The organism is Mariniluteicoccus flavus, from assembly GCF_054776655.1.
On the sequence record NZ_BAAHBN010000006.1, the window covers coordinates 73871 to 96692 of the forward strand.

Sequence of the window (22822 nt, forward strand, 5' to 3'; positions counted from 1 at the left end):
GGGCCCGAGGGGGGACCGTGACCGACGAGCGCAGCGACCACGAGTTGTTGGCCGCCCACGTCGCCGGCGATCCCGACGCGTTCGGCGTGCTGGTGGCCCGTCACAGGGACCGCCTGTGGGCCGTCGCCCTGCGCACGATGCGCAACCCGGAGGAGGCGGCCGACGCGCTCCAGGAGGCGTACATCTCGGCGTTCCGGCGCGCCCACACCTTCCGCGGTGACTCGCAGGTGACCACGTGGCTCCACCGCGTCGTGGTGAACGCGTGCCTGGACCGGATCCGCCGGAACAAGGTGCGCGCGGCCGACCCGCTGCCCGAGGACCCGGAGCGCGCCGCAGAGCTCGGCGTGACCGACGACACCGACGTGCTCGAGGTGAAGGAACGCCGCGCCGATGTCGCGACGGCGCTGAACCAGATCAACGCCGACCAGCGGGCCGCGCTGGTGCTGGTGGACATGGAGGGGTACTCGGTGGAGGAGGCGGCCACGATCCTCGGCTGCGCCGTCGGCACCATCAAGAGCCGGTGCGCGCGGGGACGGGCGAAGCTCGTGCCCCTGCTGGGCCACCTGCGTGAGACAGTGGCCTGAACGTGACGCAGGTCTCGGGAACCGGGGGGGCTGGCCGGGGCGTCGGAATCGTGTCGCCCCACTCGGCGATGGTGACCATGTGGTCAGGACTAAGGGAGGAAGCACCGTGAGCAACGATGCCCAGCACGTGTCGGTCGACGAGCTCGCCGACGCCGCGGAGGACCTCCTGCCCCCCGAGCGCGCCGCCGCCGTCCAGAACCACGTGGGCGGCTGCTCGTCGTGTGCCGCCGTCGCCGCCGCGCTGGTGGACGTCTGCGAGGCCCTGGCCGACGCGCCGGTCCCGCCGATGCCCGACACCGTGTTCACGCGCCTGCAGGCGGTGGTCGAGGCCGAGTCGGAGCGCCGGGCGTCGGGGGCCGCCGACAACGAGGATGCGGACGCGCGAGCCCTGACGGCCAAGCGCACGTCGGTCGGGAGCTTCGGACAGAACCCGGCGTACGGGGGGAAGGCCGTGGGCGACCACGACGGGGAGAAGCTGTCGCAGGACTGAGGTCGCGCGGAGGCTTCGACTCGGCCGCAGGCGGCCTCGCTCAGCCAACGTTGGCTGAGCGACGAAGGAGTCGAAGCCACCAACGCTGGCTGAGCGACGAAGGAGTCGAAGCCACCCACTTGCCCGCTGGCTGAGCGACGCACCCCCACCAACGCTGGCTGAGCCGACGAAGGAGTCGAAGCCACCCACTTGCCCGCTGGCTGAGCGCGGAGGCTTCGACTCGGCCGCAGGCGGCCTCGCTCAGCCAACGTTGACTGAGGGCGCGCGGAGGCTTCGACTCGGCCGCAGACGGCCTCGCTCAGCCAACGTTGACTCACATCGCAGGCTTGGCTCGGCGTACGCGGCCCAGCAGCCCGTGCGGCGCGACCAGCCAGGCCAGGACGAAGATGCCGGTGGCGACCAGCACGATCGTGCCGCCCGCCGGGAGGTCGATCGACCACGACAGATAGAGCCCGACCAGCGCGCTGACCGCCCCGATCACCGGCGCCAGGACCATCATCGCGCCCAGCCGGTCGGTCAGCAGCCGCGCGGTCGCCGCCGGGGTGACCAGAAGCGCCACCACCAGGATGTTGCCGATGGTCTGCACCGAGATCACCACCAGCGCGGTCACCAGCAGATAGAGCACGAGGTCGAGCGCGAACACGGGCAGGCGCGCGGCCCGCGCCATCTCCCGGTCGAGGCCCACGGCCACCAGCTCCTTGTGGAGCAGCCCGCACGCGAGCAGCACCGCGGCCGCCGTCACCGCGACCACGATGATGTCGCCGTCGTCGGTGCCGGTGATCGAGCCGAACAGGAACTGCTGCAGGGAGCCGGCGTACCCGGGGGCGCGGGAGATCACGACGATGCCGAGGGCGAAGGCGCAGGTGCAGGCGAACAGGATGCCGATCACCGAGTCCTCCCGCAGGCGTCGGTTCTGGGACACCACGGCGATGAGGATCGCCGTCGCGAACCCGGCCGCCGCGCCGCCCAGCAGCAGCGATCCCTGCAGCCAGAACGCGATCGCGAGCCCGGGGAACACCGAGTGGGCGACGGCGTCGCCGATGAAGGCCATGCCGCGCAGGACGACGTGGGCGCCGACGACGCCGGCGACGAGCGACGACAGCACCGCGACCAGCAGCGCCTTCGGCAGGAAGGCGAGCAGCGGGTTGGTCAGGTCGTGGAGGAACTCGACGGGGGTCAGCACGCGACGTCCTCGCGGGAGTCGGTGGGCACGGTGGCCGGGGAGCTGGTCGCGGCGCCCACCGACGCCAGCAGCGGCGAGGTCGCCGAGACCCCGAACGCGCGCATCCACAGCTCGGGGTCGCGGACGTCGTCGGGCGTGCCGTCGGCGACGATGCGGCGGTTGACGAGGCAGATGCGGTCGCAGGAGGCCATGGCGTCGGCGAGGTCGTGGGTCGTCATGACGACGGTCGTCCCCTCGGCCGCCAGCGCGCGGAACAGTTCACCGAGCAGCTCCTGGGTCGGCATGTCCACGCCCGTGAACGGCTCGTCCAGCAGCAGGATCGACGGGTCTGTCGCCAGCGCCCGCGCGATGAGCACGCGCTGCCGCTGGCTGCCCGACAGCTGGCCGACGGTGCGGTCGGCGAGGTCGGTGAGGCGTACGCGGGCCAGGGCCCGGCGTACGAGCCGGTGGTCGGCGACGCCCGGCTGACGCAGCCACCCGATGTGGCGTACGCGGCCCGACATCACGACCGCCTCGACGCTGATGGGGAAGTCCCAGGCGAACTCGTGGCGCTGGGGGACATAGCCGAGGCGGCGGGAGGCGCGGGCCGGCGTACGGCCCTCGACGGTGACGGTGCCGGCGACCGGGCGGACGAGCCCGAGCAGCGTCCGCAGCAACGTGGTCTTGCCCGCCCCGTTGGGGCCGACGAGGCCGAGCAACTCGCCCGCGTCGACGGCGAGGTCGATGTCGGACAGGACGCGACGGCCACCGAGGTCGACGGCGACGCCGCGGACGTCGACGCCGCGGACGTCGAGGCGGGGGGTGTCGGGGCGGGGGTCATGGGGGCGGGTGTCACTCATCGCCGGGCTCCTCGCGGAGTGCGGCCGCGCGGGCGCGACCCGAGCGGATCGTGTGGACCAGCGCGAGCGCGCCCAGCGCCAGCAGCACTCCGGCGGCGACGAGGATCGCGACCATGGTCGTGCCGAACGGCTCCTCGGGCGCGGGCGGCGGGGCCGCGGCCACCGGCGCCGCGGTGGTCGTCGGCAGGCGCGAGGCCCACACCTCGTCGGCGCCGACCGCGTCGCCGACGGCGAACCGCAGCGTCGACCGGCTCTCGTACGCGCGGCCGTCGCGTCCCTGCGCGACGACGGAGAAGTCGACCAGGTAGACACCGGGCTTGCCGAACACCCAGTTCGCGTGGGTGTGGGTGTTCGTGTCGACCCAGATCTCCTGCCCGTCCGGACCGCCGCCGGCCCACAGCGGCTGGGGCGGGTCGAACCCGTTCTGCAGGAACACGTGGAACGCGCCGGGGCCCTGCACGCGATGGAGGACGAGTTTGGCGCCGCGCTCGATGCGTTCGGTGACCGCCGGGTCGGTGGAGGAGGGCGGGATTTCGGGGCCGGGAGCGGCGTACGCGAGGGACGTCGGTGCCAGCAGCGAAAGGACGAGCAGGAGGAGGAGGAGTCCTGCCCGTTGGCGGGGGCGGGTACGCATGCTTCTCTCTCTTATTATTGAATATGACTTTCATGTGCAGGACGAACGATAAGGGGAGGGGCGGGGAAGGGCAAGCCGACGGATGTCACGAAACGTCCAGTCGATGGGCTCAGACAGGCGATCTGGTCTGACTTTCGAGGAGTTGTGGACGATTCGTGACAGCCGGCACTCCTCGACTCGCTGGGGCTCGCTCGGAGAACGTGGAGGCTCCTCGACTCGCTGGCGCCCGCTCGGAGAACGTGGGCGACTGGAGCACGAGGGGAACATTTCCTGACCGGCTGGTGCTGTCCCCGGCGTACCCGGAAGGATGATCCCCGTGCGCCCCATCGTCAGACTGCTGGCCTTCGCCCGCGAACTGTGGCCCTACTACGTCGGCATCGTCGTGGCCTCGGTGCTCACCGCCCTCACCGGGCTGCTGACGCCGTTCATCATCAAGTTCGCGACCGACGAGGTCGTCGCCGCGACGAGCGGCCCGCGTCCCGGCGCGGTGACCGTCGTGCTGTGGCTCGCGGTGGCCCTGCTCGCGACTGACGTCGTCAACACGCTCGTCACGAACTGGGGCGGCTATCTCGGCGACGTGATGGCCGCCCGGCTGCGGTCGATCCTGTCGACGCGCTACTACGAGAAGTTGCTCGCGCTGCCCCAGCGCTATTTCGACTCCGAGCTGAGCGGCACGATCACCGGCCGCCTGAACCGCTCGATCAACGAGTCGACCCACTTCCTGCAGGCGATGTCGAACAACTTCTTCCCGATGCTGCTGACGACGTTCGCGGCGCTGGCGGTGTCGGCGTTCTATTCGCCGTGGCTGGCCGTGCTGCTGATCATCGTGTTCCCGCTCTACACGTGGCTGACCGCGCTGACGACCACGCGCTGGCAGCGCCTCGAGGGCGAGAAGAACGCCCAGGTCGACCTCGCGTCGGGGCGGTTCATCGAGGTGATCGGCCAGATCCGGGTGGTGAAGAGCTTCGTGCGCGAGGTGGCCGAGCTCTCCACGTTCCGCACGCGGTTCGACTCCACCGTCGGCACCACCCAGGCCCAGTCGCGCTGGTGGCACTGGATGGACGTGGTCCGGCGTACCGCCTTGAATGTCGTGTTCTTCGGCATCTACGCGATCATCTTCGTCCAGACCGTACGCGGGGTCTTCACCGTCGGCGTGATGGTGCTGCTCATCCAGCTCGTCGCGATGACGCGCCACCCGGTGACGATGATGAGCTATCTCATCGACACCGGCCAGAAGGCCATCGCGGGATCCAAGGACTTCTTCGAGGTCATGGCGCTCGACGACGACCGCACGCCGGCGCCGGTCCCGGCCGGCACGCGGCCGGCCGCGCCGCGCGTCGGCCCCGGCGAGGACATGATCGTGTTCGACGACGCCACGTTCGGCTATGACGACGAACAGGCGGTGGTCAAGGAAGTCTCCTTCGCCGTACGCCGGGGCGAGCGCGTCGCGCTGGTGGGCGAGTCGGGCGGCGGGAAGACGACGCTGGTGAACCTGCTGCTGGGGCTCTATCCGCTGCGGTCGGGGCACGTGGTGGTCAACGGCTCCGACCTCGCCGAGCTCGACCCGGGCGAGCTGCGCCGCCAGATCGGGGTGGTGTTCCAGGACCCGTCGCTGTTCTCGGGGACGATCCGGGAGAACCTCGCGTACGGCCGGCCGGGCGCCGACCCGGCCGAGGTGCTGGAGGCCGCCGAGAAGGCCAACGCGGCGCGGTTCATCGAGCGATTCGCCGACGGCTATGACACGCTGATCGGCGAGCGCGGGCTGAAGCTGTCCGGCGGCCAGAAGCAGCGCATCGCGGTGGGGCGGGCGATCCTCAAGGACGCGCCGATCCTGATCCTCGACGAGGCGACGTCGGCGCTCGACACGAAGTCGGAGCGCGCGGTGCAGGCGGGGCTGGACGCGCTGATGGCCGACCGCACCTCGATCATCATCGCCCACCGGCTGTCGACGATCTCGACGGTCGACCGCATCGTCACGCTGCGTGACGGTCGCGTCGACGAGATCGGCACGCCCGACGAGCTGGCCCGCTCGGGCGGCATCTACGCCGAGCTGCTCCAGCTCCAGGCGTCCGCGACGAAGGCGGACCGCAAGCGGCTGGCCGCGTACGACATGGTGGGCTGACGTCGGGTCCCCTCCCCCGTACGTGCGTGGGGTCCCCCCTCCGCCCAACTTGTGCACACCCGTGCGCGAGTTGGGCGTACGCCCCGGCGTGTCGACGCAACCCCTGCACACCAAGCGTCCCAGGGAAAGTTCCCTGGGTGGCGGGTGGACGAAAGGTGCGCAAGTGCGCGATGTCGTGCCGTGGGATGTGGAAAGCCGTGAGGCGTGAAAAGCGCACACCTGCGCAGTTTTGGCGGGTTACCCACGCGTACACCCCACGTTTCAGGCACACGTGCGCACTTTGCACACACCCCCGGCCGACCACGACCCACCCCATCGACGTTCCGCGCGCACGTGTGCGCATTTCACGCCCGACCCATACTGCGAACTGATCTCCCGGTAAGTCTCGAGGCCCCATTCAGACTTGGAAGATTTTGTCGCCCCGCGTCACGACGCGGTGATACAAAGTGCGCATACGGCGCCCATGAGAGGCGCCACTTCCTCGCCTGGAGCGACCCATGAACGTCCGCAGTCTCATCGCTGCGGTGGCGTTGTCGATGACGGTTCTTTCCGCACCGATGGCGTACGCCGCCCCCACGCCCACCCCGACCTCCTCGCCCACGCGCGCGACGGCGACCCCGCGGGCGACCGCCACCGCCACCGCCGAGGCCACGGTCACCCCCGCGGCCACCGCGACGCCGACCGAAGGGGCCACGCCGGCCGCGGCCGCCACGGTCACGCCCACCCCGACCCCCACGCCGGTCCATCCCGTCGACGCCAGGTACGCCACCCTCGGCGGCGCGTCCGGCTTCCTCGGCGCCCCGAAGCATGACCTCATCTGCGGGCTGGTCGGCGGCGGCTGCTTCCGCGCCTTCCAGGGCGGCTCGATCTATTGGACCGCCGCCACCGGCGCCCACGTCACCAAGGGCCTGATCTTCGAGAAGTGGGGCTCGCTGCGCTGGGAGACCGGCAAGCTCGGCTATCCGACGACCGACGAGATGTGCACCACCACCGGCTGCGTCCAGACGTTCACCGGCGGCCAGATCACCTTCTCCCCGAAGTCCGGCACGTACGCGGTCCTCGCGCCGCTCGTGTCCGCGTACGAGGGTTCGGTCTCCGGTCCCCTCGGCTATGCGCGCGGCGACGCCATCTGCGGCATCGTCCGCGGCGGCTGCTTCCAGGACTTCGCCGGCGGCTCGATCTATGCGTCGCCCGACTCCGGCGCCCACTGGATCCGCGGCGCCGTCAAGGAGAAGTGGGGCTCGCTGGGCTGGGAGGCCGGATTCCTCGGCTATCCCACCAGCAACGAGGAGTGCTGGATCTCCAACGGCTGCTTCCAGCGCTTCCAGGGCGGCCTGATCTATTGGTCGCTGCCGAGCGGCGCCCACTTCGTCCGCGGCGCGATCTTCGACGAGTGGGGGCGCAACGGCTGGGAGGGCGGCTCGCTGGGCTTCCCGACGAGTGACGAGCAGTGCTTCATCAGGAACGGCTGCTTCCAGGACTTCCAGGGCGGCCACATCTATTGGTCGCAGGCGAGCGGCGCCCACTTCATCCGCGGCGCGATCTTCGACCACTGGGGTCGCAACGGCTGGGAGGCCGGCCACCTCGGCTATCCGACCAGCGGCGAGTTCTGCGGCCTGCGCGCCGGGGGCTGCGGCCAGCACTTCCAGAACGGTTCCATCTATTGGTCGCCGAAGTCCGGCGCGCACTTCGTCAAGGGCTCCATCAAGGCGAAGTGGGCCGAGTACGGCTGGGAGAACGAGTACGGCTATCCGCTGTCCGACGAGATCTGCGGCATGAAGAACGGCGGCTGCCGCCAGGTGTTCGAGGGCGACGACATGATCTATTTCTCGCCGGCCACCGGCGCCCACCCCGTCTTCAAGGAGTTCATGGGGGCCTGGGGCCAGCACGGCTGGGAGAGCGGCCGCCTTGGCTATCCGGTCGCCGACCCCTACTACCACGACTACCCGGACGGCCACCGCGCGTGGATCCTCGAGTTCGGGCCGGCCTACATGTACTTCTTCGAGGCCGACCCGGCCGACGTCCGCATCGACTGGAAGTGAACTGACGCACCACCGCGTACGCCCGGGCCCGGCCATCCTGCGATGGCCGGGCCCGGGCTCTTCAGCGGCTCAGAGGTTCTCGGTCCCCGGCGCCTGCGGGTCAATGTTGCGGACGATCAGGCTGCAGTCCTTGTCGGCGTAGCCGTCGTCCATCAGCTTCTGCAGCTGGTCGTACGCAAGTTGGGCCGCGGGGAGCTCCACGCCGACCTGCTTGGCGCCGGCGAGCGCCAGGCCGGCGTCCTTGTGGGCCAGCGCCGTCGCGAACGTCGCGTCGAAGTTGCGGTTGGCGGCGGCGGTGTCGATCACGCCCGGCACCGGATACCACGTGTTGGCCGCCCAGCAGTTGCCGGACGAGGCCGTCACGATCTCGTGGAACACCTTCGGGTCGAGGCCCAGCTTGTTCGCGAGCACGGAGCCCTCGCTGCAGGCCATCAGCTCGATGAACAGCATCATGTTGTTGCAGATCTTCGCGGCCTGGCCGGTGGTCGCCGGGCCCGTGGCGATCATCTTGCCGGCCATCGGGTCGATGATCTTCTTCGCCTCGGCGACCACCGCGTCCTCGCCGCCGATCATGAAGCAGAGCGTGCCGGCCGAAGCGCCGGAGATGCCGCCCGACACCGGGGCGTCGACGAACCGGAACCCCTTGTCGCGGGCCATCTCGTGGAGGTTGCCGGCGGTCTCGACGTCGATGGTCGATGAGTCGATCATGAGCGCATTGGGCTCGGCGTGGACGAAGACGCCGTCGTCGCCGGTGTAGGCCGCGAGCGCGTGCTCGCCCTTCGGCAGCATCGTCACGACCACCTCGGCCCCGCGTACGGCCTCGGCGATCGATGCCGCCGCCGTGACGCCACCCTGCGTCGCGCGCTCCACGGCCGCGGGGTTCAGGTCGAACCCGCGTACGTCGTGGCCGCCCTTCACCAGGTTGGCCGACATGGGCGCGCCCATGTTGCCGAGTCCGATCCATGCGATGGTCGCCATTGCTGTGCTCCTCGTCGTTGAGACACGCCCGTGCCCGAGCCGTTCCGCTCACCGTAGGCGCGCGGACCCATGGCGATCAACGCACGGGATAGGGTGAATTCCGCAACCTCGCCGTGCATCCATGCACACATTCCGCGCGTTCCCTGGAGGTCCGATGGCGCGTACGCCTGTCAGTCCCGACGACCTGCTCGTCCTGTTGGCGGTGGCGCGGCTGGGACGCTACAGCGCGGCGGCCGACGTGCTCGGGGTCAACCACACCACCGTGTCGCGCCGCATCGCGAGCCTCGAGAAGGCGCTCGGCGCGCGGGTGATCGTGCAGACCCCCGACGGCTGGGAGCTCACCGAGTCCGGCGCCGCGGTCCTCACCGCCGCCGAGTCGGTCGAGCAGGCGCTGAAGTCGCTCGACAACAGCGACCCCGCCGAGCGCGGCCTGACCGGCGTCGTGCGCCTCGCCACCCCCGACGGGTTCGGCACCCACTTCGCCGTGCCCGCCCTGGTCCGGCTGCGTCGCGACCATCCAGACCTGCAGACCGAGCTCATCACCGCCACCCAGCGGCTCAAGCAGCACCGCTCCGGGGTCGACATCGAGGTCACGGTCACCCAACCCAAGGTCCATCGCGCCGTCGCGGTGCACCTGCGCGACTACCACCTCGGGCTGTACGCGACCCCGGCGTACCTCGACCGGGTGGGCCACCCGCGTGACCTGGCCGACCTCGCCGACCACACTCTCGTCTACTACATCGAGCAGTCGCTGCAGATCGACGAGCTCGACCTGGCGACCGGGCCCCTCCCGCGGATGCGTGGCACGATGCGGTCGACGTCGGTGTTCGTCCACGTCGAGACGACGCTCGCGTCGGCCGGCATCGGCATCCTGCCCGACTTCATGGCCGACCAGTTGGACGGGCTGGTGCGCGTGCTGCCGGAGCAGTACGCGCACCCCGCCGACTATTGGGCCGTCATCCGCGACGAGTCACTGCGCAACCCCGCCGTCGGCGCCACGATGGACGCGCTCAGGCGTGCGGCTGCGCAGTGACGCCTCAGCGTCGCAGCGCCGGATCGGCCGCTGACTGCTTGGGTGCCTGGCCCAGGGCGTCGAGGCGATCGAGCTCGTGCAGCGAGCTGCCCTTCGTCTCCTTGGCCGCGATGACGGCCACGAGGGTGATCGCCGCACAGACCGCCAGATAGATCGCGATCGGGGTCGACGACTTGTAGCGCTCGAGCAGTGCCGTCGCGATGATCGGCGCCATCGATCCGGCGAACAGCGACGTCACCTGATAGCCGAGCGAGACGCCCGAATAGCGCATGCGGGTCGGGAACATCTCCGACATGATGGCGGGCTGCCCGGCGTACATCAGGGCGTGGAAGATCAGGCCCATGATGATCGCGCCAAGGATCATCATGTTGTCCTTGGTGTCGAACATGCGGTACGCGACGAAGCCCCACGTGGCCGTCAGGATCGTGCCGGCCGCATAGACGGGCCGGCGGCCGATGATGTCGGTGAGCTTGCCGACCATCGGGACGACGCAGAAGTGGATGGCGTGCGCGAGCAGCAGGAGCAGCAGGATGCGCGACGTGTCGAGCTTGAGCTGCACCTTCAGGTAGGTGATCGAGAACGTGACCACGAGGTAGTACATGACGTTCTCGGCGAGGCGCAGGCCCATGGCGGTGAAGACGCCGCGCGGGTAGGTGCGGAACACCTCGGCGACGCCGTAGCCGGCGGCGGCCTTCTCGATCTGCTCCTCCTTGGCCTGCTGGAAGATCGGGGCATCGGTCACCTTGGTGCGGATGTACCAGCCCACGAACACGATGACGGCCGACAGCCAGAACGCGATGCGCCAGCCCCACGAGAGGAACGCCGCCTGCGAGAGGGACGAGGACAGGGCGAGCAGTACGCCGGTGGCGAGCAGGTTGCCCATCGGCACCGCGGCCTGCGGCCACGAGGCCCAGAAACCGCGGCTCTTGTCGGGCGAGTGCTCGGCGACCAGGAGGATCGCGCCACCCCACTCGCCGCCGACCGCGAAGCCCTGGATGAAGCGCAGGAGGACGAGCAGGACCGGTGCCGCATACCCGATCTGGTGGAAGGTGGGGAGGCAGCCCATCAGGAACGTCGCGACGCCGACCATGATGATCGAGAGCTGAAGCAGGTGCTTGCGACCCATCTTGTCGCCGAAGTGGCCGAACACGATGCCGCCGAGCGGGCGGGCGACGAAGCCGACGGCGTAGGTGATGAACGCCTTGATGATGCCGTCGAGCTCCGAGCCGGTCGACGGGAAGAACTGCTTGCCGAAGACGAGGGTGGCCGCGGAGGCGTAGAGGAAGAACTCGTACCACTCGACGACGGTGCCGGCCATGGAGGCCGCGACCACGCGGGTGAGCCGTTCGCGGACCCCCTGGGGGGTCTCCGCCTCGGCGTGGGGGATGGTGCTCATGTGATTGTCCTCCTGGGTCAACGTTGACCACATGGTTGTTGCCCGTGAGTATGGGCCTGCATCCGTTGAAACAGCAACGGACACTCCCGCAGGGAGACGGTGCAAATTCGCACACGTGCAGTGGGGTCTCCTCGTCTCGCTGACGCTCGCTCGGAGAACGTGAGGCTTCGACTCGCTGGCTCGCTCGGTGAACGTGAGGCTTCGACTCGCTGGCTCGCTCAGCCAACGTGAGCGGGGGGCTCTTGGGACTCGCGCGCCCGGCCCCACGCTGGCTGAGCGAGCGCCAGCGAGTCGAAGCCACCGGAGCGACGCAATCAGTCAGGCATCACCAGGTCCAGCGCCTTGTTGAAGAAGCTCGTGTCGTTCGGCAGCCCCGCGCGCGTCTCCACCAGCAGCGGCAGCGGGTCGGAGATGACCCCGTCGGCCCCGTCGATGAGGAACTTCCTCATCGCCTGCTGCTCGTTGACCGTCCACACCACGACCTTCTGGCCGCGGGCGTGGGCCCGCTCGAGCGCGGCGCCCGAGAACGCGTCCTCCTCCAACACCAGGAAGTCGGCGCGGACGTCGACCAGCCCCGTCACCTGGATCGGCACGATGAAGCCGGTGTTCAGCTCGGGGTGCTTCTCCTCGAGCGTCTCGACCACGACCTGGTCGAGTGAGTGCATGGCGTGCGTTCCGACCGCGTCGTGCTTCTGCAGTTGGGCGAAGAACCGGTCGAGATAGTCCGGCGTCTCGCGACCGGTGGGCTTGATCTCGATGAGCAGCGGCTGCTTCAGCTGGTTGGCCCGCTCGAGCATCGCCTCGAGGCTCGGCACCTTCGCGGTGTGGCCGTTCTGGGTCTGCACCACCTGGGTGACCTCGGCGAGCGTCAGGTCGCTGATGCGCCGGTTGTCGCCGGCCAGTCGTCTGAGGTTCACGTCGTGGGCGACGACGAACTGGCCGTCGGCGGTCTGCTGGATGTCGATCTCCACATAAGTCGGTTTGTGCACCGCGGCCGCCTCGACCGCCTCGATGGTGTTCTCGACCGCCGCGTCGGTGAGGCCGCGGTGGGCGATCACCCACGCCTGGCTCTCGAGCTTGATGTAGCCCAGATAGACGATGTTCACCAGGAGCAGGCCGGCGACGGTCAGGCCCACGAGGACGCGGCGCAGCCCCCGCAACAGCCGGATCGGCTCGCCGCCCGGTTCGTGGGTGTCCAACCCCTCGATGAGGCGCCGACGCAGCAGCAGGTCGTGCATGAACGTCACCGACGCCAGCACCGGGCCGACCATGAGCGCGACCTGCGCGACGGCGAGCAGGACGCCCAGCGGCCAGAGCGCCTGGCGGCCCAGCCACCGCTCGAGCCCGGCCCCGATCGCGAGGACGAGGACGGCGAAGAGGCTCACGGCCAGACCGACAGCCGCCACGATCAGGGCCAGCAGCCCGACCGCCTTCAGCGCGCGCCCGACGCTGCCCCGGTCGCCCTCGGCCCGCAGGCCGGTGAGGCGCCAGCTCTCGCGTACGCAACCCCAGATCGACTGTTCGGTGACGACCAGCAGCGGCACGACATAGAGCAGGCGCAGGTTCAGGAAGAACAGCAGCGCCATGACCCCCGCGTACGCCGCCGTGCCGCTCGGGGTCTTGAGCAGTTCGCCGGTGACGAAGTTGGGGATGCGGATGCGGGTCGTCAGCGTCGAGGTCACGCCGAACGCGACCAGGGGCACGACCAGCGCGAGATAGACCATCAGCAGCGGCGCCTGCGGGGAGACGAGGCGACGCAGCGTACGCCCCAGCACGCCGCGGAGGTTCGCCCACGTGACGTCGCGGCTGGTCTGTTGGAGGTGGACCACGGCGGCGATCGTGGCGACGTCGAGGAAGACCGCCACGGTGAACAGCACCAGCGACCCGAAGACGAGCAGCAGCCCCAGCGGGTCGCCGATCACCGACAGGAGGTTGGCGTTGGTCAGGGCGCCGGTCTGGGTGACCCGCACCGCGAGCGAGAGCAACCAGCCCGACAGCGGCAGGCCGACCAGCGCCATGAGTGCGTGGACGAGCAGGAACAGGGTCGCGTAGTCACGCCAGAAGAGGCGGAGATAGCGCAGGGCGCCGGCCAGGGCGCGGGGGGGTCGGCGACGTCACCCACCCGAAGGTGGTCGACGCCGCCGATCCGCCGCGTCAGCGGCGCTTGAGTTGCCTCAGTTCTTCGACTTCTTGGACGCGGCGCGGGCCGCGCCCTTCTCGGTCTTGGCGCCGGCATCGGACAGCACGCCCTGGGAGTCCTCGAGGTGGGCGCGCACGAACCACTGGAACTTCTCGAGCTCGCCCGTGTGGCCGATGATCATGTCCTGGGTGACGAGGTCGAGGTCGTCGAGCAGCTTCATGACCTTGCGATTGTCGGCGATGACGCCGTCATAGACCTTGTCGACCGCGCCGAGGTGGGCGAGGACGCCGTCGCGGCCGAGGTCGTAGTCATCCCACGTGCGATCGGCGATGATCGCGCCGGGCGTGCCCTTCGGCGAGCCACCGAGCGCGGCGATGCGCTCCGCGACCTCGTCGGCGAAGCCGCGGACGAGTTCGACCTGCGGGTCGATCATCTCGTGGACGCCGATGAAGTTGCGGCCCACGACGTTCCAGTGGACGTGCTTCAGGGTCAGGTGGAGGTCGTTGTAGGCCGACAGCCGCACCTGGAGCGCGGCGATGATCTTCTCGGCGTCCTTCTTGGTGACGCCCGGCAGGGTGAAATCGACAGCCATGGGAACTCCTCTCGTGGACCGCCACGGTGGCGGCAGGGGATGAATCGAAGTGCCCTCCACGTTAGCGAGGGGGTCCGACAGAACCGAGGCCGGGGCGGCGTGACCCCGCAGGCCCGCCCGACCCGACGCGCTTCGGCTCAGCGGCGCCAGGTGAGCACGCCGCCCTGGAACCGCTGCTCCCAGCCGGTCGGGGTGACGAGTTCGTCAGACGTCGGATAGCCGAGCGAGCCCTGCTCCCAGCGCTGGGCCGCGTACAGGTCTCCGATGGCGCCCCACACGGGGTGGGCGCCGGTCGCCGGCGACCAATAGATGTAGCCGCCCTGGAACCGCTGACCGCAGCCGCCGTCCCGCAGGCCGCAGAACTCGCCGCCGATCGCATAGCCCAGGGTGCTGGTCTCCCAGCGCACGTCCGCATATTTGCGCGCGATCGCGCCCCACACCGCGTGGCCGCCGGTGCCCGGCGTCCAATAGATGTAGCCGTCCTGGAACTGCTGGACGCAGCCCCCGTCCCGCAGTCCGCAGACCTCACCGGTGGTCGGATAGCCGAGGACACTGGTCTCCCAGCGGACGTCCGCGTACGTCTTGGCGATGGCGCCCCAGACCGCGTGGGCGCCGCTCTTGGGCGACCAGTAGATGTAACCGCCCTGGAAGTGCTGGACGCAGCCACCGTCGCGCAGGCCGCAGACCTCGCCGCCGGTCGGATAGCCGAGCGGGCTGGTCTCCCAGCGCACGTCGGCGTACTCCTTGGCGATGGCTCCCCAGACCACCTGCGTGCCGGTCTTCGGCGTCCAGTAGATGTATCCGCCCTGGAAGTTCTGGACGCAGCCGCCGTCGCGCAGGCCGCAGAGTTCGTCACCGGTCGGATAGCCGAGGAGGCTGCGCTCCCAGCCCAGGTCGGCGTACTTGCGGCCGATCTCGCCCCAGACGGGGTGGGCGCCGGTGGTGAGGTTCCAATACATGAGGCCGCCGTCGAAGTGCTGGACGCAGCCCGCATCGACAAGGTCACAGCGCGTACGCGAGTTGGTGCGGGGGCTGTCGCCGAGGCGCCCGCTGAGCCCACCGAGCGCGGTCCAGCGCTTGCTGATCGCCAGCGCGCCGGTCGGGTGGGGGTTGCGGGTGCCCGTGACGCGGACGTGGTCGACCAGCAGCGTGGCGTCCTTGCCGCTGTCGGCGTTGAACGCGCCACCGAAGCCACCGCCGACCGCGACGTTGAGGATCAGATAGACAGGCTTGTCGAAGCGCCAGTCGCTGCCCATGTTGGCGCGGGTGACCTCGTGATGCAGGCGGCCGTCGAAGAAGAACTGGAGCGTGTCGGGGGTCCACTCGAGGGCGACGGTGTGGAAATCCTGACCGAGGCGTACGCCCTGTTGGGTCCAGCCGTCGATCATGCGCAGGTCGTTCCAGGCGTTGCCGCCGAAGACGTTGGAGAGGTTCATCGTCGGGGTGTCCGACTTGCTCTCGAAGATGTCGATCTCACCGGAGTTGGGCCACGGGTTGGTCTCGTTGTCGGCGCCGAGGCTCCAGAAGGCCGGCCACATGCCGGCGCCCTGGGGGACCTTGATCCGCGCCTCGGCGCGACCATGGGTGAACTCGAACCTGTCGCGGGTGACGAGGCGGGCCGAGGTCCACCGGGTCTCCCAGTTGTGGGCGTTTCCGGCGTCGTCGCCGTACTGCATCGTCGCGCCCGGCGCCTCGTACTTCGCCTGGATCACGAGGTGACCCTCGCCGTCGAGCCAAGAATTGTTGCGGGTGTCGGTGTAGAACTGCTTCTCCCAGTTGCCCCACCCCTGGAACCCGCGGCCGGTGTCGTAGCCCCAGATGGCCGGGTTGGCCGGGCTGCCGGCGGGACCGGTGAAGTCCTCGGTCAGCTGGGTGGCCGCGCGCGGGGCGGCGGTGCGGGTGTGTGTGGCGGTGGGTGTGGGCGTGGCGGTGGCGCCCGGGGCAACACTCGTCCGCGCGCGGGGGAACGGTGGGGGACACCGTGGGGGCCGCGGTGGCGACCTGGGCGAGTCCCGTGGTGGCCATGAGCGCACCGGCCAGGCCGAGGGCCAGGCGACGGAATGGGTGAAGCTGCTTCATTGCAGTCCTTCGGTGGACGATCCCGGTGCCGCGCAGGAACCCCGCAGGAGCCGGATGACGAATCTCAGTCGAACACCCGGGGTCCCCTCGCGAGAGCCTTGACAGGGAACCGTTGTGAATTCGGACTCAACAGTGCGGCGCCGGTCTTGACGTGCGATCACAGGGCGCAGAAGTCCCGGTCGGTCGGGTCAGGGTTGACGACGAGTTCCGGGTGCGACATCCTGCCGCTGCCTGATCCAGGTTGACCCGGTGGGCGTGACAGATCGCTCATCAGTGGACTTCTCGACGCCCTCAGAGCGTCCGAGATGGTCACTGATGAGCGAAAAGTCGCACTCACCTCACCCGAGGCCGCGTATCGCGGCGCGCACGGAGGTGTTGACCCCGTCTTCGGTCGTCGGCGCACCCGTGACGAGCCAGCGATAGATCGGTGGTCCGAACAGGGCGTCGCGCACGGTGTCGTCGTCGATCTCCCCGCCGATGAGCCCCGCCTCGCGTGCGTTCGCCACGGCCGCGGCGAACGCGTCCGCCCTCGGCGCCCAGTAGTGGCGCTCCAAGTCGGCGTGCAGTGCGCCGCCCGGAGTGGCCAGCGCATGGATTGCCAGGACTGCCCGGCCATGAGGAGCCGCACTGAGCGCCACGACCAGCCCAGCCACCAGGGCTACCAGTCGCTCGGTCGGATCATCGCTGATCCCCGGGACAAGCGGAGGGCCCGCGGACGCCAGCGCCGCCACGACCAACTCCCGCTTGTTGGCCCACCGCGCATAGACCGTGGGACGAGAGACCCCCGCGGCGCTGGCAACGCCGTCGATGGACACCCCCTCATAGCCGACCTCGCTCAACAACGTGAGTGTCGCGGCAAAGACGGTGGGCTCGATGCCGGCGTTGCGCGGGCGGCCCCGTTGCGAGGTGTGCTTCATTCGATTAGTTTACACAGTGTCTGCTAAAAGGAGTCGCCATGATCACTTGGGGAGCCGCCGCCCTTCTGCCAGCCTGGGCGGTCCACGACGCCGAGGAATGGATCGCGATCCCGACCCGCCATCAACGGGTGGCGATCGTGGTGATGGGTGGGCTGGTCGGCGTCGCGGCCGTCGACGGTGCCAGGACGGGGGGCCGGTCGCGCCTGTTTCGCGTTGCTGTCGAGGCATATGGGCTCCATGGTCTGGGCCATCTGGCCGCGTCGGCAGCAACGGGCGGCTATACGCCTGGAGTCATCACGACTCCGTTGACCGTCCTTCCGTACGCGTGGTGGGCCAGGAAGCGGTTCGGCGGCCCCACTGGCCGGGACCGCCTGCTCGCCGCGGCGCTTATCCCGGCCGCGCTCGGGGTGGCGCATGGGGTGGCGGCCCTGATCGAGCGCGCAGGCAGGCGGCGATGCTGGTGATGAAGCGGGGCGTGACAGATCGCTCATCAGTAGACGTCTCGAAGCCTCCAGAGCGTTCGAGATGGTCACTGATGAGCGAAAAGTCGCACTCCTCGACTCGCTGGCGCTCGCTCGGAGAACGTGAGGCTCCTCGACTCGCTGCGCTCGCTCGGAGAACGTGACCTCGCCCTCGCTCGGAGAACGCAAAAGCCCCCGGCTTGGCCGGGGGCTTCATACAGGATCTTCGGTGCGCCTAACTGGACTTGAACCAGTGACCTCTGCCTTATCAGGGCAGCGCTCTAACCGTCTGAGCTATAGGCGCGAGATGCATCAGCACCGAGGAAGAATGCTACGGCATGGCCGGCGCGTCCACCAAATCGCGAACGCGCCTGCCAGGCCGTGTCAGTCTTCGGCGAGCGTCACCTCGAGGCCGCCGATCATGGCGGACGCGAGGTTGTAGAGGAACGCGGCCAGCGTCGCCAGCGCCGTGAAGATCACGACGTCGATGACGGCGATGAGGGCCGCGGTGCCCATGACGCGGTTGGTGTCGATGTAGTCCTGGATGCGGAACGGGGTGTCATCACCCGGGGTCTGGATGATCGAGCCGATCATCGAGTTCAGCGACTCGAACAGACCCGAGCTGCCGATGACGGCCCAGACAGTTCCGGTCGCGACCCATAGCACGATGCCGGCGGCCACCGAGAAGAGGAACGCCGTCTTCATCACCGACCACGGATCGATCTGGGCCAGGCGCAGTCGCGCCTTGCGCGTACGCCGGGCTCCCGACTTCCGCACCGCGGCCTGCGAACCGGTCGTCGCCGAGTCTCGGGCGATGCCCGACGGCTCGGCGGTGTCTTCCCTGCTGCCGGGCGCTGGGACGGCCCCGGCCGCCTGGCCGGTCCGCGTGGCGGCGCCGGAACCCGAGCCGGTCGCCGCACCGCGGAGTCCCTTCAGCCGCGAGGCCAGGGCGCCGCCCGCCGCGCCCAGGGCGCCGCCGGCCGCCGCAGCCTTCGCGCCGGCGCCGGACCTGGGCGAATCCTTCTCGCTCGCATCGTTGTCGCCCGAACCCGGGCGAGCCGGCGTCTGGTTGTCCGGGACAGTACGCGCGCCCGGGCCCTTCGCCTCCACGCCGCCGGTGCGGGGGGCCGACTCAGCCGAACGCGCCGCAGACCCGCCGGCAGCAGCACCAGCAGCACCAGCACCCGCCGGCGCGTTGAACGACGGACGGCCGCCCTGCTTCGTCGGCGCTTCGCGCCTGCCGAGGCCGCCGCTCGCCGATCCGATGCCGGACTGGCGCGGGGACGCGCCCCGGTCACCGGAGGCCGACCCTTGGCTCGAACCCGCACCGCGATCGCCACGCAGGGGCGCATCTCCACGCGCCGGCCCATCCGCCGCCCGAGCCGGGGCGCCGGCCGGCGTTCCCTGGCTGCGCTGCGGGGTCGCGCCCGACGGCGCCGCCGGCTGCGAGACCGGCCCGGCCGAGCGCACCGCGTTCTGCGAACCCGTGGGCGGACCGTCGCCGCGGCGACCCATGATGCGGTCGGCCCGGGACTCGTCCTTGGGCTCGGGAACGGGAGTGTTGCCGTAGAAGTCCTTCGCGCTGCGGACCATGGTGGCCTCCGCGTCCTCAGAGCCCGGCCCGGTGCCGCGCTTGGGATCACTCACGGTTGTCCTCCTCCGCCTCGGCGGTGTCAGCAGCGTTCACTGCGTCGTCGTTGCCTGCGTCATCACGTCCGTCGGCCACCTGATCGACGTCCGGCGACCCATCTTGCCCGGTCGGCGCAACTTCGGTCGAGTCCGGATCATCACCCGAGACCTCCTCGACCTCTTCCGCCACCTGGTTCTCCGGGTTCAGGGCGATCAGCGAGACGCCGTCGTCACCCTTGACACCGACGAACTTGACCCCCATCGTGTCACGTCCCTTGACCGGAACGTCGGAAACGTTGCTGCGCGTCACCTGCCCGGATCGCTTGATCGCGATGATCTCGTCGTGTTCCTGCACCACGAGTCCGCCCACGAGCGACCCGCGGTCCTCGTTCAGCTTCATCGCCTTGATGCCGAGGCCGCCGCGACCCTGCTGGCGATAGTCGGAGACCTGCGTACGCTTCGCGAACCCGCCGTCGGTGACCGTGAACACGAACCGGTCGTCCTCGGGGAGGTCGGCGTCAATGACCGACATCGAAAGGAGTTCGTCGTCGTCGCGGAACTTCATGCCGGTCACGCCGGACGTCGCGCGACCCATGGGCCGCAGCTGGTCGTCGGTCGCCGCGAACCGGATGGCCTGACCCTTGGTCGAGATCAGCAGCACGTCGTCCTCGGGCGCGCACACCCCGGCCCCGATCAGGCGGTCGTCCTCCTCGCGGAAGTTCACGGCGATGACGCCGGCCGAGCGCGGCGAGTCGTATGCGGTCAGCGCCGTCTTCTTCACCAGTCCCTTGCGGGTGGCGAGGAGCAGATAGGGCGCGTCCTCATAGGTACGCAGCGTCACGACCTGCGCGATCTGCTCGTCGGGCAGGAAGCTCAGCAGCCCCGCCACGTGGGAGCCGCGCCCGTCGCGGCCGGCCTCCGGCAGCTGCCAGACCTTCGCCCGATAGACCCGGCCCATGTTCGTGAAGAACAGGATCCAGTGGTGGTTGGTCGTGGTGAACAGGTGGGCGACCTCGTCGTCGGCGCGCAGCGCGGCCCCGCGTACGCCGCGCCCACCGCGCTTCTGGACGCGATAAAGATCAGTACGCGTACGCTTCGCGTACCCCCCCTGAGTGATCGTGACGACGACGTCCTCGTCGGGGATGAAGTCCTCGTCCGACATGTCGCCGTCGGCGGAGATGATGCGCGTGCGGCGCTCGTCGCCATATTTGTCGACGATCTCCTGCAGCTCGTCCGCGATGATCTTCCGCTGGCGGACCTCGTTGGACAAGATGTCCTGGAGGTCGGCGATGATGCGCTCGAGCTCGGCGAGGCGGTCGACGATCTTCTGGCGCTCCAGCGCCGCGAGGCGCCGCAGCTGCATGTCGAGGATCGCCGTGGCCTGCACGTCGTCGATGTCGAGCAGGTCCTTCAGGCCCTCGCGGGCCTCCTCGGTCGACGGCGAGCGGCGGATCAGCGCGATGACCTCGTCGAGCGCGTCGAGCGCCTTGACCAGGCCGCGATAGATGTGGGCGTCGGCCTCGGCCTTCGCGAGGCGGAACTTCGTCCGCCGCTGGATGACCTCGATCTGGTGGGTGATCCAGTAGGAGATGAACTGGTCGAGGCGCAGCGTACGCGGGACCTCGTCGACCAGCGCGAGCATGTTGCAGCCGAACGTGTCCTGCAGCTGGGTGTGCTTGTACAGGTTGTTCATCACCACGCGCGGCTGGGCGTCGCGCTTGAGGACGACGACCAGGCGCTGGCCCGTGCGGCCCGACGAGTCGTCGCGGATGTCGGCGATGCCGTTGATCTTGCCGGCGTTGACGAGTTCGGCGATCTTCAGCGCGAGGTTGTCGGGGTTGCACATGTAGGGCAGCTGGGTGATGACCAGCGTCGTGCGCCCGCTCTTGTCCTCTTCGATGTCCATCACCGCGCGCATCGTGACCGAGCCGCGACCCGTGCGGTAGGCCTGCTCGATGCCGGAGCGGCCCACGATGAGGGCGCCGGTCGGGAAGTCGGGGCCCTTGACGCGCTCGATCGCGGCCTCGAGGAGCTCCTCGGGCGTCGCGTCGTGGTGGGCCAGCGCCCACTGGACGGCGTCGTTGACCTCGCGGAGGTTGTGGGTCGGGATGTTCGTGGCCATACCGACCGCGATGCCGGTCGAGCCGTTGACCAGGAGGTTCGGGAACCGGGCCGGGAGCACCACGGGCTCCTGCTCGCGGTTGTCGTAGTTCGGCTTGAAGTCGACGGTGTCCTCGTCGATGTCGCGCACCATCTCCATGGCGAGCGGCGCCATCTTGCACTCCGTGTATCGCATGGCCGCGGCCTTGTCGTTGCCGGGCGAGCCGAAGTTGCCCTGGCCAGAGACCAGCGGCGCGCGCATCGCCCAGTGCTGGGCCAGGCGTACCAACGTGTCGTAGATCGCCGAGTCGCCGTGGGGGTGATAGAGGCCCATGACCTCGCCGACGACGCGCGAGCACTTGTTCCAGCCGCGGTCGGGGCGATAGCCGCCGTCGAACATCGCATAGATCACGCGGCGGTGCACCGGCTTCAGCCCGTCGCGCACGTCGGGCAGCGCGCGGCCCACGATGACCGACATCGCATAGTCCAGATAGGACTTCTGGATCTCGTCCTGCAGGTCGATCGGCTGCGTCGTGCCCTTCTCGGGCGCCACGATCTCGTCGACAGTGGACTCGGTCTCGACCTGACCGTTCTCCGGTCCGGTCTCGTTGGTCGGCTCGTCCGGGGTGTCAGTCATCGCTGTTCCTCACTGGGCCCCTGCCCACGGGTGCGTACGCCTGCGCGCACGGGGTCGCGGCGGAGCCGCCCACGGCGGCTCTCATTCCACGAATCTCGCAATACGGCCATCCTGACGATCCTATCGTCTTTGGCCCGTACGCGCCCCCGCGCGGCCCGGCGTGCCGGGGTTCTGCGCCCCGCGTGGGGCGGCCGTCCCGGTCGGGCTGGAAGGTTCCGCCTCGTACGCCGCAGGGGTGTCCAAACCGGCGTACGCCTGACAGCGTGGACATCACCCCCAAGAGAAGACCTCACCATTGGAGAAAATCACCATGACCCTCACCCGCAGAACGTTCCTCGCCGGCGCCGGCGCCACCGCCGCCGCGACCCTCGGGGGCGCCGCCCTCCTGGGCCCCGACAAGGCCCACGCGGCCAACTGGAAGGTCCTGAAGCACGACTACCAGGCCCAGGAGACCGGCAACTGGTGCGGCGCCGCGGCGACGCGCATCGCCATCTCGTGCCGCAAGCCCGCCCCCAGCCAAGCCCAGCTGGCGCGGGAACTGCGGATTGACAACATCGTCGGCACGGCCCACATCGGGCTGGTCACCAACGTGCTGAACCAGCACTTCGGCGGCTATTACGAGAGCAAGCTCATGCCGAACGATCCGCCGACGCCGGCCCAGCGCGACCTGCTGTGGCACGACATCGTCTATGACATCGACCGCGGCTATGGGCTCGTGGCGAACATCGTGGCCCCGCCCGGCAACCAGCCGCCCGGCTATCCGGCGAACGAGACCGTGTTCCACTACATCGCGATCGTCGGCTACAACCCCGACCTGAAGCAGGCCTACATCGCCGACTCGGCGAACTTCGGCGGCAACCACCACTATTGGCTGAGCTTCGACCAGTTGGCGACGCTGATCCCGCCGAAGGGCTATTCGGCCTGATCCGGCCGCACAGAGCGAGGGCCACCCGGGGCCGCGATCAA

Annotated in this window: 18 protein-coding genes and 1 tRNA gene; 7 read left to right on the forward strand and 12 right to left on the reverse strand. The window is 69.5% G+C overall.

All coding sequences use genetic code 11. From position 1 onward, the window contains the following. Window positions 1–17 precede the first annotated feature (17 nt). Window positions 18–584, forward strand: coding sequence for an RNA polymerase sigma factor SigM (gene sigM, locus ACYVAG_RS11320; protein ID WP_460769743.1), 567 nt, complete (start codon window positions 18–20; stop codon window positions 582–584). 106 nt (window positions 585–690) lie between these two features. Next, the gene (locus tag ACYVAG_RS11325) at window positions 691–1074 is read left to right on the forward strand and encodes a zf-HC2 domain-containing protein (RefSeq protein WP_460769744.1); all 384 of its coding nucleotides are present in this window, start codon (window positions 691–693) and stop codon (window positions 1072–1074) included. Window positions 1075–1387: 313 nt separating this feature from the next. Here the strand turns inward: ACYVAG_RS11325 and ACYVAG_RS11330 are convergent, their stop codons facing one another. Genes ACYVAG_RS11330 through ACYVAG_RS11340 form a run of 3 tightly spaced genes read right to left on the reverse strand, consistent with a single transcriptional unit; the run spans window position 1388 to window position 3730 of the window. After that, entirely contained in the window at window positions 1388–2257 is an 870-nt protein-coding gene (locus ACYVAG_RS11330; RefSeq protein WP_460769746.1) for an anchored repeat-type ABC transporter permease subunit, read from the reverse strand. Then, window positions 2251–3096, reverse strand: a complete 846-nt coding sequence (locus ACYVAG_RS11335; RefSeq protein ID WP_460769747.1) for an anchored repeat-type ABC transporter ATP-binding subunit — start codon at window positions 3094–3096, stop codon at window positions 2251–2253. The genes ACYVAG_RS11330 and ACYVAG_RS11335 overlap by 7 nt, the downstream gene beginning before the upstream one ends. Further along, window positions 3089–3730 (reverse strand): choice-of-anchor M domain-containing protein, encoded by a 642-nt coding sequence (locus ACYVAG_RS11340; RefSeq protein ID WP_460769748.1) that lies wholly within the window; start codon window positions 3728–3730, stop codon window positions 3089–3091. Before ACYVAG_RS11340 ends, ACYVAG_RS11335 begins: the two co-directional genes overlap by 8 nt. A 316-nt stretch (window positions 3731–4046) precedes the next feature. Here ACYVAG_RS11340 and ACYVAG_RS11345 point away from each other — a divergent pair, with 316 nt between their 5' ends. Both ACYVAG_RS11345 and ACYVAG_RS11350 read left to right on the forward strand, forming a co-directional pair. Next, window positions 4047–5852 (forward strand): ABC transporter ATP-binding protein, encoded by a 1806-nt coding sequence (locus ACYVAG_RS11345; RefSeq protein WP_460769750.1) that lies wholly within the window; start codon window positions 4047–4049, stop codon window positions 5850–5852. Between the two features lie 497 nt (window positions 5853–6349). Further along, window positions 6350–7894, forward strand: coding sequence for a hypothetical protein (locus ACYVAG_RS11350; RefSeq protein WP_460769751.1), 1545 nt, complete (start codon window positions 6350–6352; stop codon window positions 7892–7894). Window positions 7895–7963: 69 nt separating this feature from the next. On the opposite strand, the gene mmsB is transcribed toward ACYVAG_RS11350, so the two are convergent. Next, on the reverse strand, window positions 7964–8872 hold the full coding sequence (gene mmsB / locus ACYVAG_RS11355) for a 3-hydroxyisobutyrate dehydrogenase (protein WP_460769752.1): 909 nt from the start codon (window positions 8870–8872) through the stop codon (window positions 7964–7966). Window positions 8873–8993: 121 nt separating this feature from the next. On the opposite strand from mmsB, the gene ACYVAG_RS11360 reads away from it, so the two are divergent. Further along, window positions 8994–9905: a LysR family transcriptional regulator gene (locus tag ACYVAG_RS11360; protein ID WP_460769754.1), complete on the forward strand. Its 912-nt coding sequence runs from the start codon at window positions 8994–8996 to the stop codon at window positions 9903–9905. Window positions 9906–9909: 4 nt separating this feature from the next. Here the strand turns inward: ACYVAG_RS11360 and ACYVAG_RS11365 are convergent, their stop codons facing one another. The 5 genes from ACYVAG_RS11365 to ACYVAG_RS11385 all read right to left on the reverse strand — a co-directional run bounded on the left by ACYVAG_RS11365 (window position 9910) and on the right by ACYVAG_RS11385 (window position 17029). Beyond that, complete coding sequence (locus ACYVAG_RS11365) at window positions 9910–11301, reverse strand: MFS transporter (protein WP_460769756.1); 1392 nt, start codon at window positions 11299–11301, stop codon at window positions 9910–9912. A gap of 314 nt (window positions 11302–11615) precedes the next feature. Continuing rightward, the gene (locus ACYVAG_RS11370; RefSeq protein WP_460770034.1) at window positions 11616–13394 is read right to left on the reverse strand and encodes a glycerophosphoryl diester phosphodiesterase membrane domain-containing protein; all 1779 of its coding nucleotides are present in this window, start codon (window positions 13392–13394) and stop codon (window positions 11616–11618) included. An 81-nt stretch (window positions 13395–13475) separates the two neighbouring features. Then, window positions 13476–14033, reverse strand: a complete 558-nt coding sequence (locus tag ACYVAG_RS11375) for a Dps family protein (RefSeq protein ID WP_460769758.1) — start codon at window positions 14031–14033, stop codon at window positions 13476–13478. 137 nt (window positions 14034–14170) lie between these two features. Further along, window positions 14171–16066, reverse strand: a complete 1896-nt coding sequence (locus ACYVAG_RS11380; RefSeq protein ID WP_460769760.1) for a family 16 glycosylhydrolase — start codon at window positions 16064–16066, stop codon at window positions 14171–14173. Window positions 16067–16450: 384 nt separating this feature from the next. Next, window positions 16451–17029, reverse strand: coding sequence for a TetR/AcrR family transcriptional regulator (locus ACYVAG_RS11385; RefSeq protein WP_460769761.1), 579 nt, complete (start codon window positions 17027–17029; stop codon window positions 16451–16453). Window positions 17030–17067: 38 nt separating this feature from the next. Here ACYVAG_RS11385 and ACYVAG_RS11390 point away from each other — a divergent pair, with 38 nt between their 5' ends. After that, on the forward strand, window positions 17068–17493 hold the full coding sequence (locus ACYVAG_RS11390) for an HXXEE domain-containing protein (protein WP_460769763.1): 426 nt from the start codon (window positions 17068–17070) through the stop codon (window positions 17491–17493). A 227-nt stretch (window positions 17494–17720) separates the two neighbouring features. On the opposite strand, the gene ACYVAG_RS11395 is transcribed toward ACYVAG_RS11390, so the two are convergent. The 3 genes from ACYVAG_RS11395 to gyrA all read right to left on the reverse strand — a co-directional run bounded on the left by ACYVAG_RS11395 (window position 17721) and on the right by gyrA (window position 21856). Beyond that, window positions 17721–17794: transfer RNA gene (locus tag ACYVAG_RS11395), tRNA-Ile, on the reverse strand. A gap of 80 nt (window positions 17795–17874) precedes the next feature. Then, window positions 17875–19137 (reverse strand): DUF3566 domain-containing protein, encoded by a 1263-nt coding sequence (locus ACYVAG_RS11400; protein ID WP_460769765.1) that lies wholly within the window; start codon window positions 19135–19137, stop codon window positions 17875–17877. After that, on the reverse strand, window positions 19130–21856 hold the full coding sequence (gyrA, locus tag ACYVAG_RS11405; RefSeq protein ID WP_460769766.1) for a DNA gyrase subunit A: 2727 nt from the start codon (window positions 21854–21856) through the stop codon (window positions 19130–19132). Before gyrA ends, ACYVAG_RS11400 begins: the two co-directional genes overlap by 8 nt. A 310-nt stretch (window positions 21857–22166) precedes the next feature. Between gyrA and ACYVAG_RS11410 the strand changes: the two genes are divergently transcribed. Further along, window positions 22167–22781, forward strand: a complete 615-nt coding sequence (locus ACYVAG_RS11410; protein ID WP_460769768.1) for a C39 family peptidase — start codon at window positions 22167–22169, stop codon at window positions 22779–22781. Window positions 22782–22822 lie beyond the last annotated feature (41 nt).

Bases quoted from the DNA above. Each gene is read 5' to 3' on its own strand.
- ACYVAG_RS11335 (WP_460769747.1), bottom strand. From the start codon at position 3,096: ATGAGTGACACCCGCCCCCATGACCCCCGCCCCGACACCCCCCGCCTC.
- ACYVAG_RS11340 (WP_460769748.1), bottom strand. From the start codon at position 3,730: ATGCGTACCCGCCCCCGCCAACGGGCAGGACTCCTCCTCCTCCTGCTC.
- ACYVAG_RS11350 (WP_460769751.1), top strand. From the start codon at position 6,350: ATGAACGTCCGCAGTCTCATCGCTGCGGTGGCGTTGTCGATGACGGTT.
- mmsB (WP_460769752.1), bottom strand. From the start codon at position 8,872: ATGGCGACCATCGCATGGATCGGACTCGGCAACATGGGCGCGCCCATG.
- ACYVAG_RS11360 (WP_460769754.1), top strand. From the start codon at position 8,994: ATGCACACATTCCGCGCGTTCCCTGGAGGTCCGATGGCGCGTACGCCT.
- ACYVAG_RS11365 (WP_460769756.1), bottom strand. From the start codon at position 11,301: ATGAGCACCATCCCCCACGCCGAGGCGGAGACCCCCCAGGGGGTCCGC.
- ACYVAG_RS11375 (WP_460769758.1), bottom strand. From the start codon at position 14,033: ATGGCTGTCGATTTCACCCTGCCGGGCGTCACCAAGAAGGACGCCGAG.
- ACYVAG_RS11385 (WP_460769761.1), bottom strand. From the start codon at position 17,029: ATGAAGCACACCTCGCAACGGGGCCGCCCGCGCAACGCCGGCATCGAG.
- ACYVAG_RS11390 (WP_460769763.1), top strand. From the start codon at position 17,068: ATGATCACTTGGGGAGCCGCCGCCCTTCTGCCAGCCTGGGCGGTCCAC.
- gyrA (WP_460769766.1), bottom strand. From the start codon at position 21,856: ATGACTGACACCCCGGACGAGCCGACCAACGAGACCGGACCGGAGAAC.
- ACYVAG_RS11410 (WP_460769768.1), top strand. From the start codon at position 22,167: ATGACCCTCACCCGCAGAACGTTCCTCGCCGGCGCCGGCGCCACCGCC.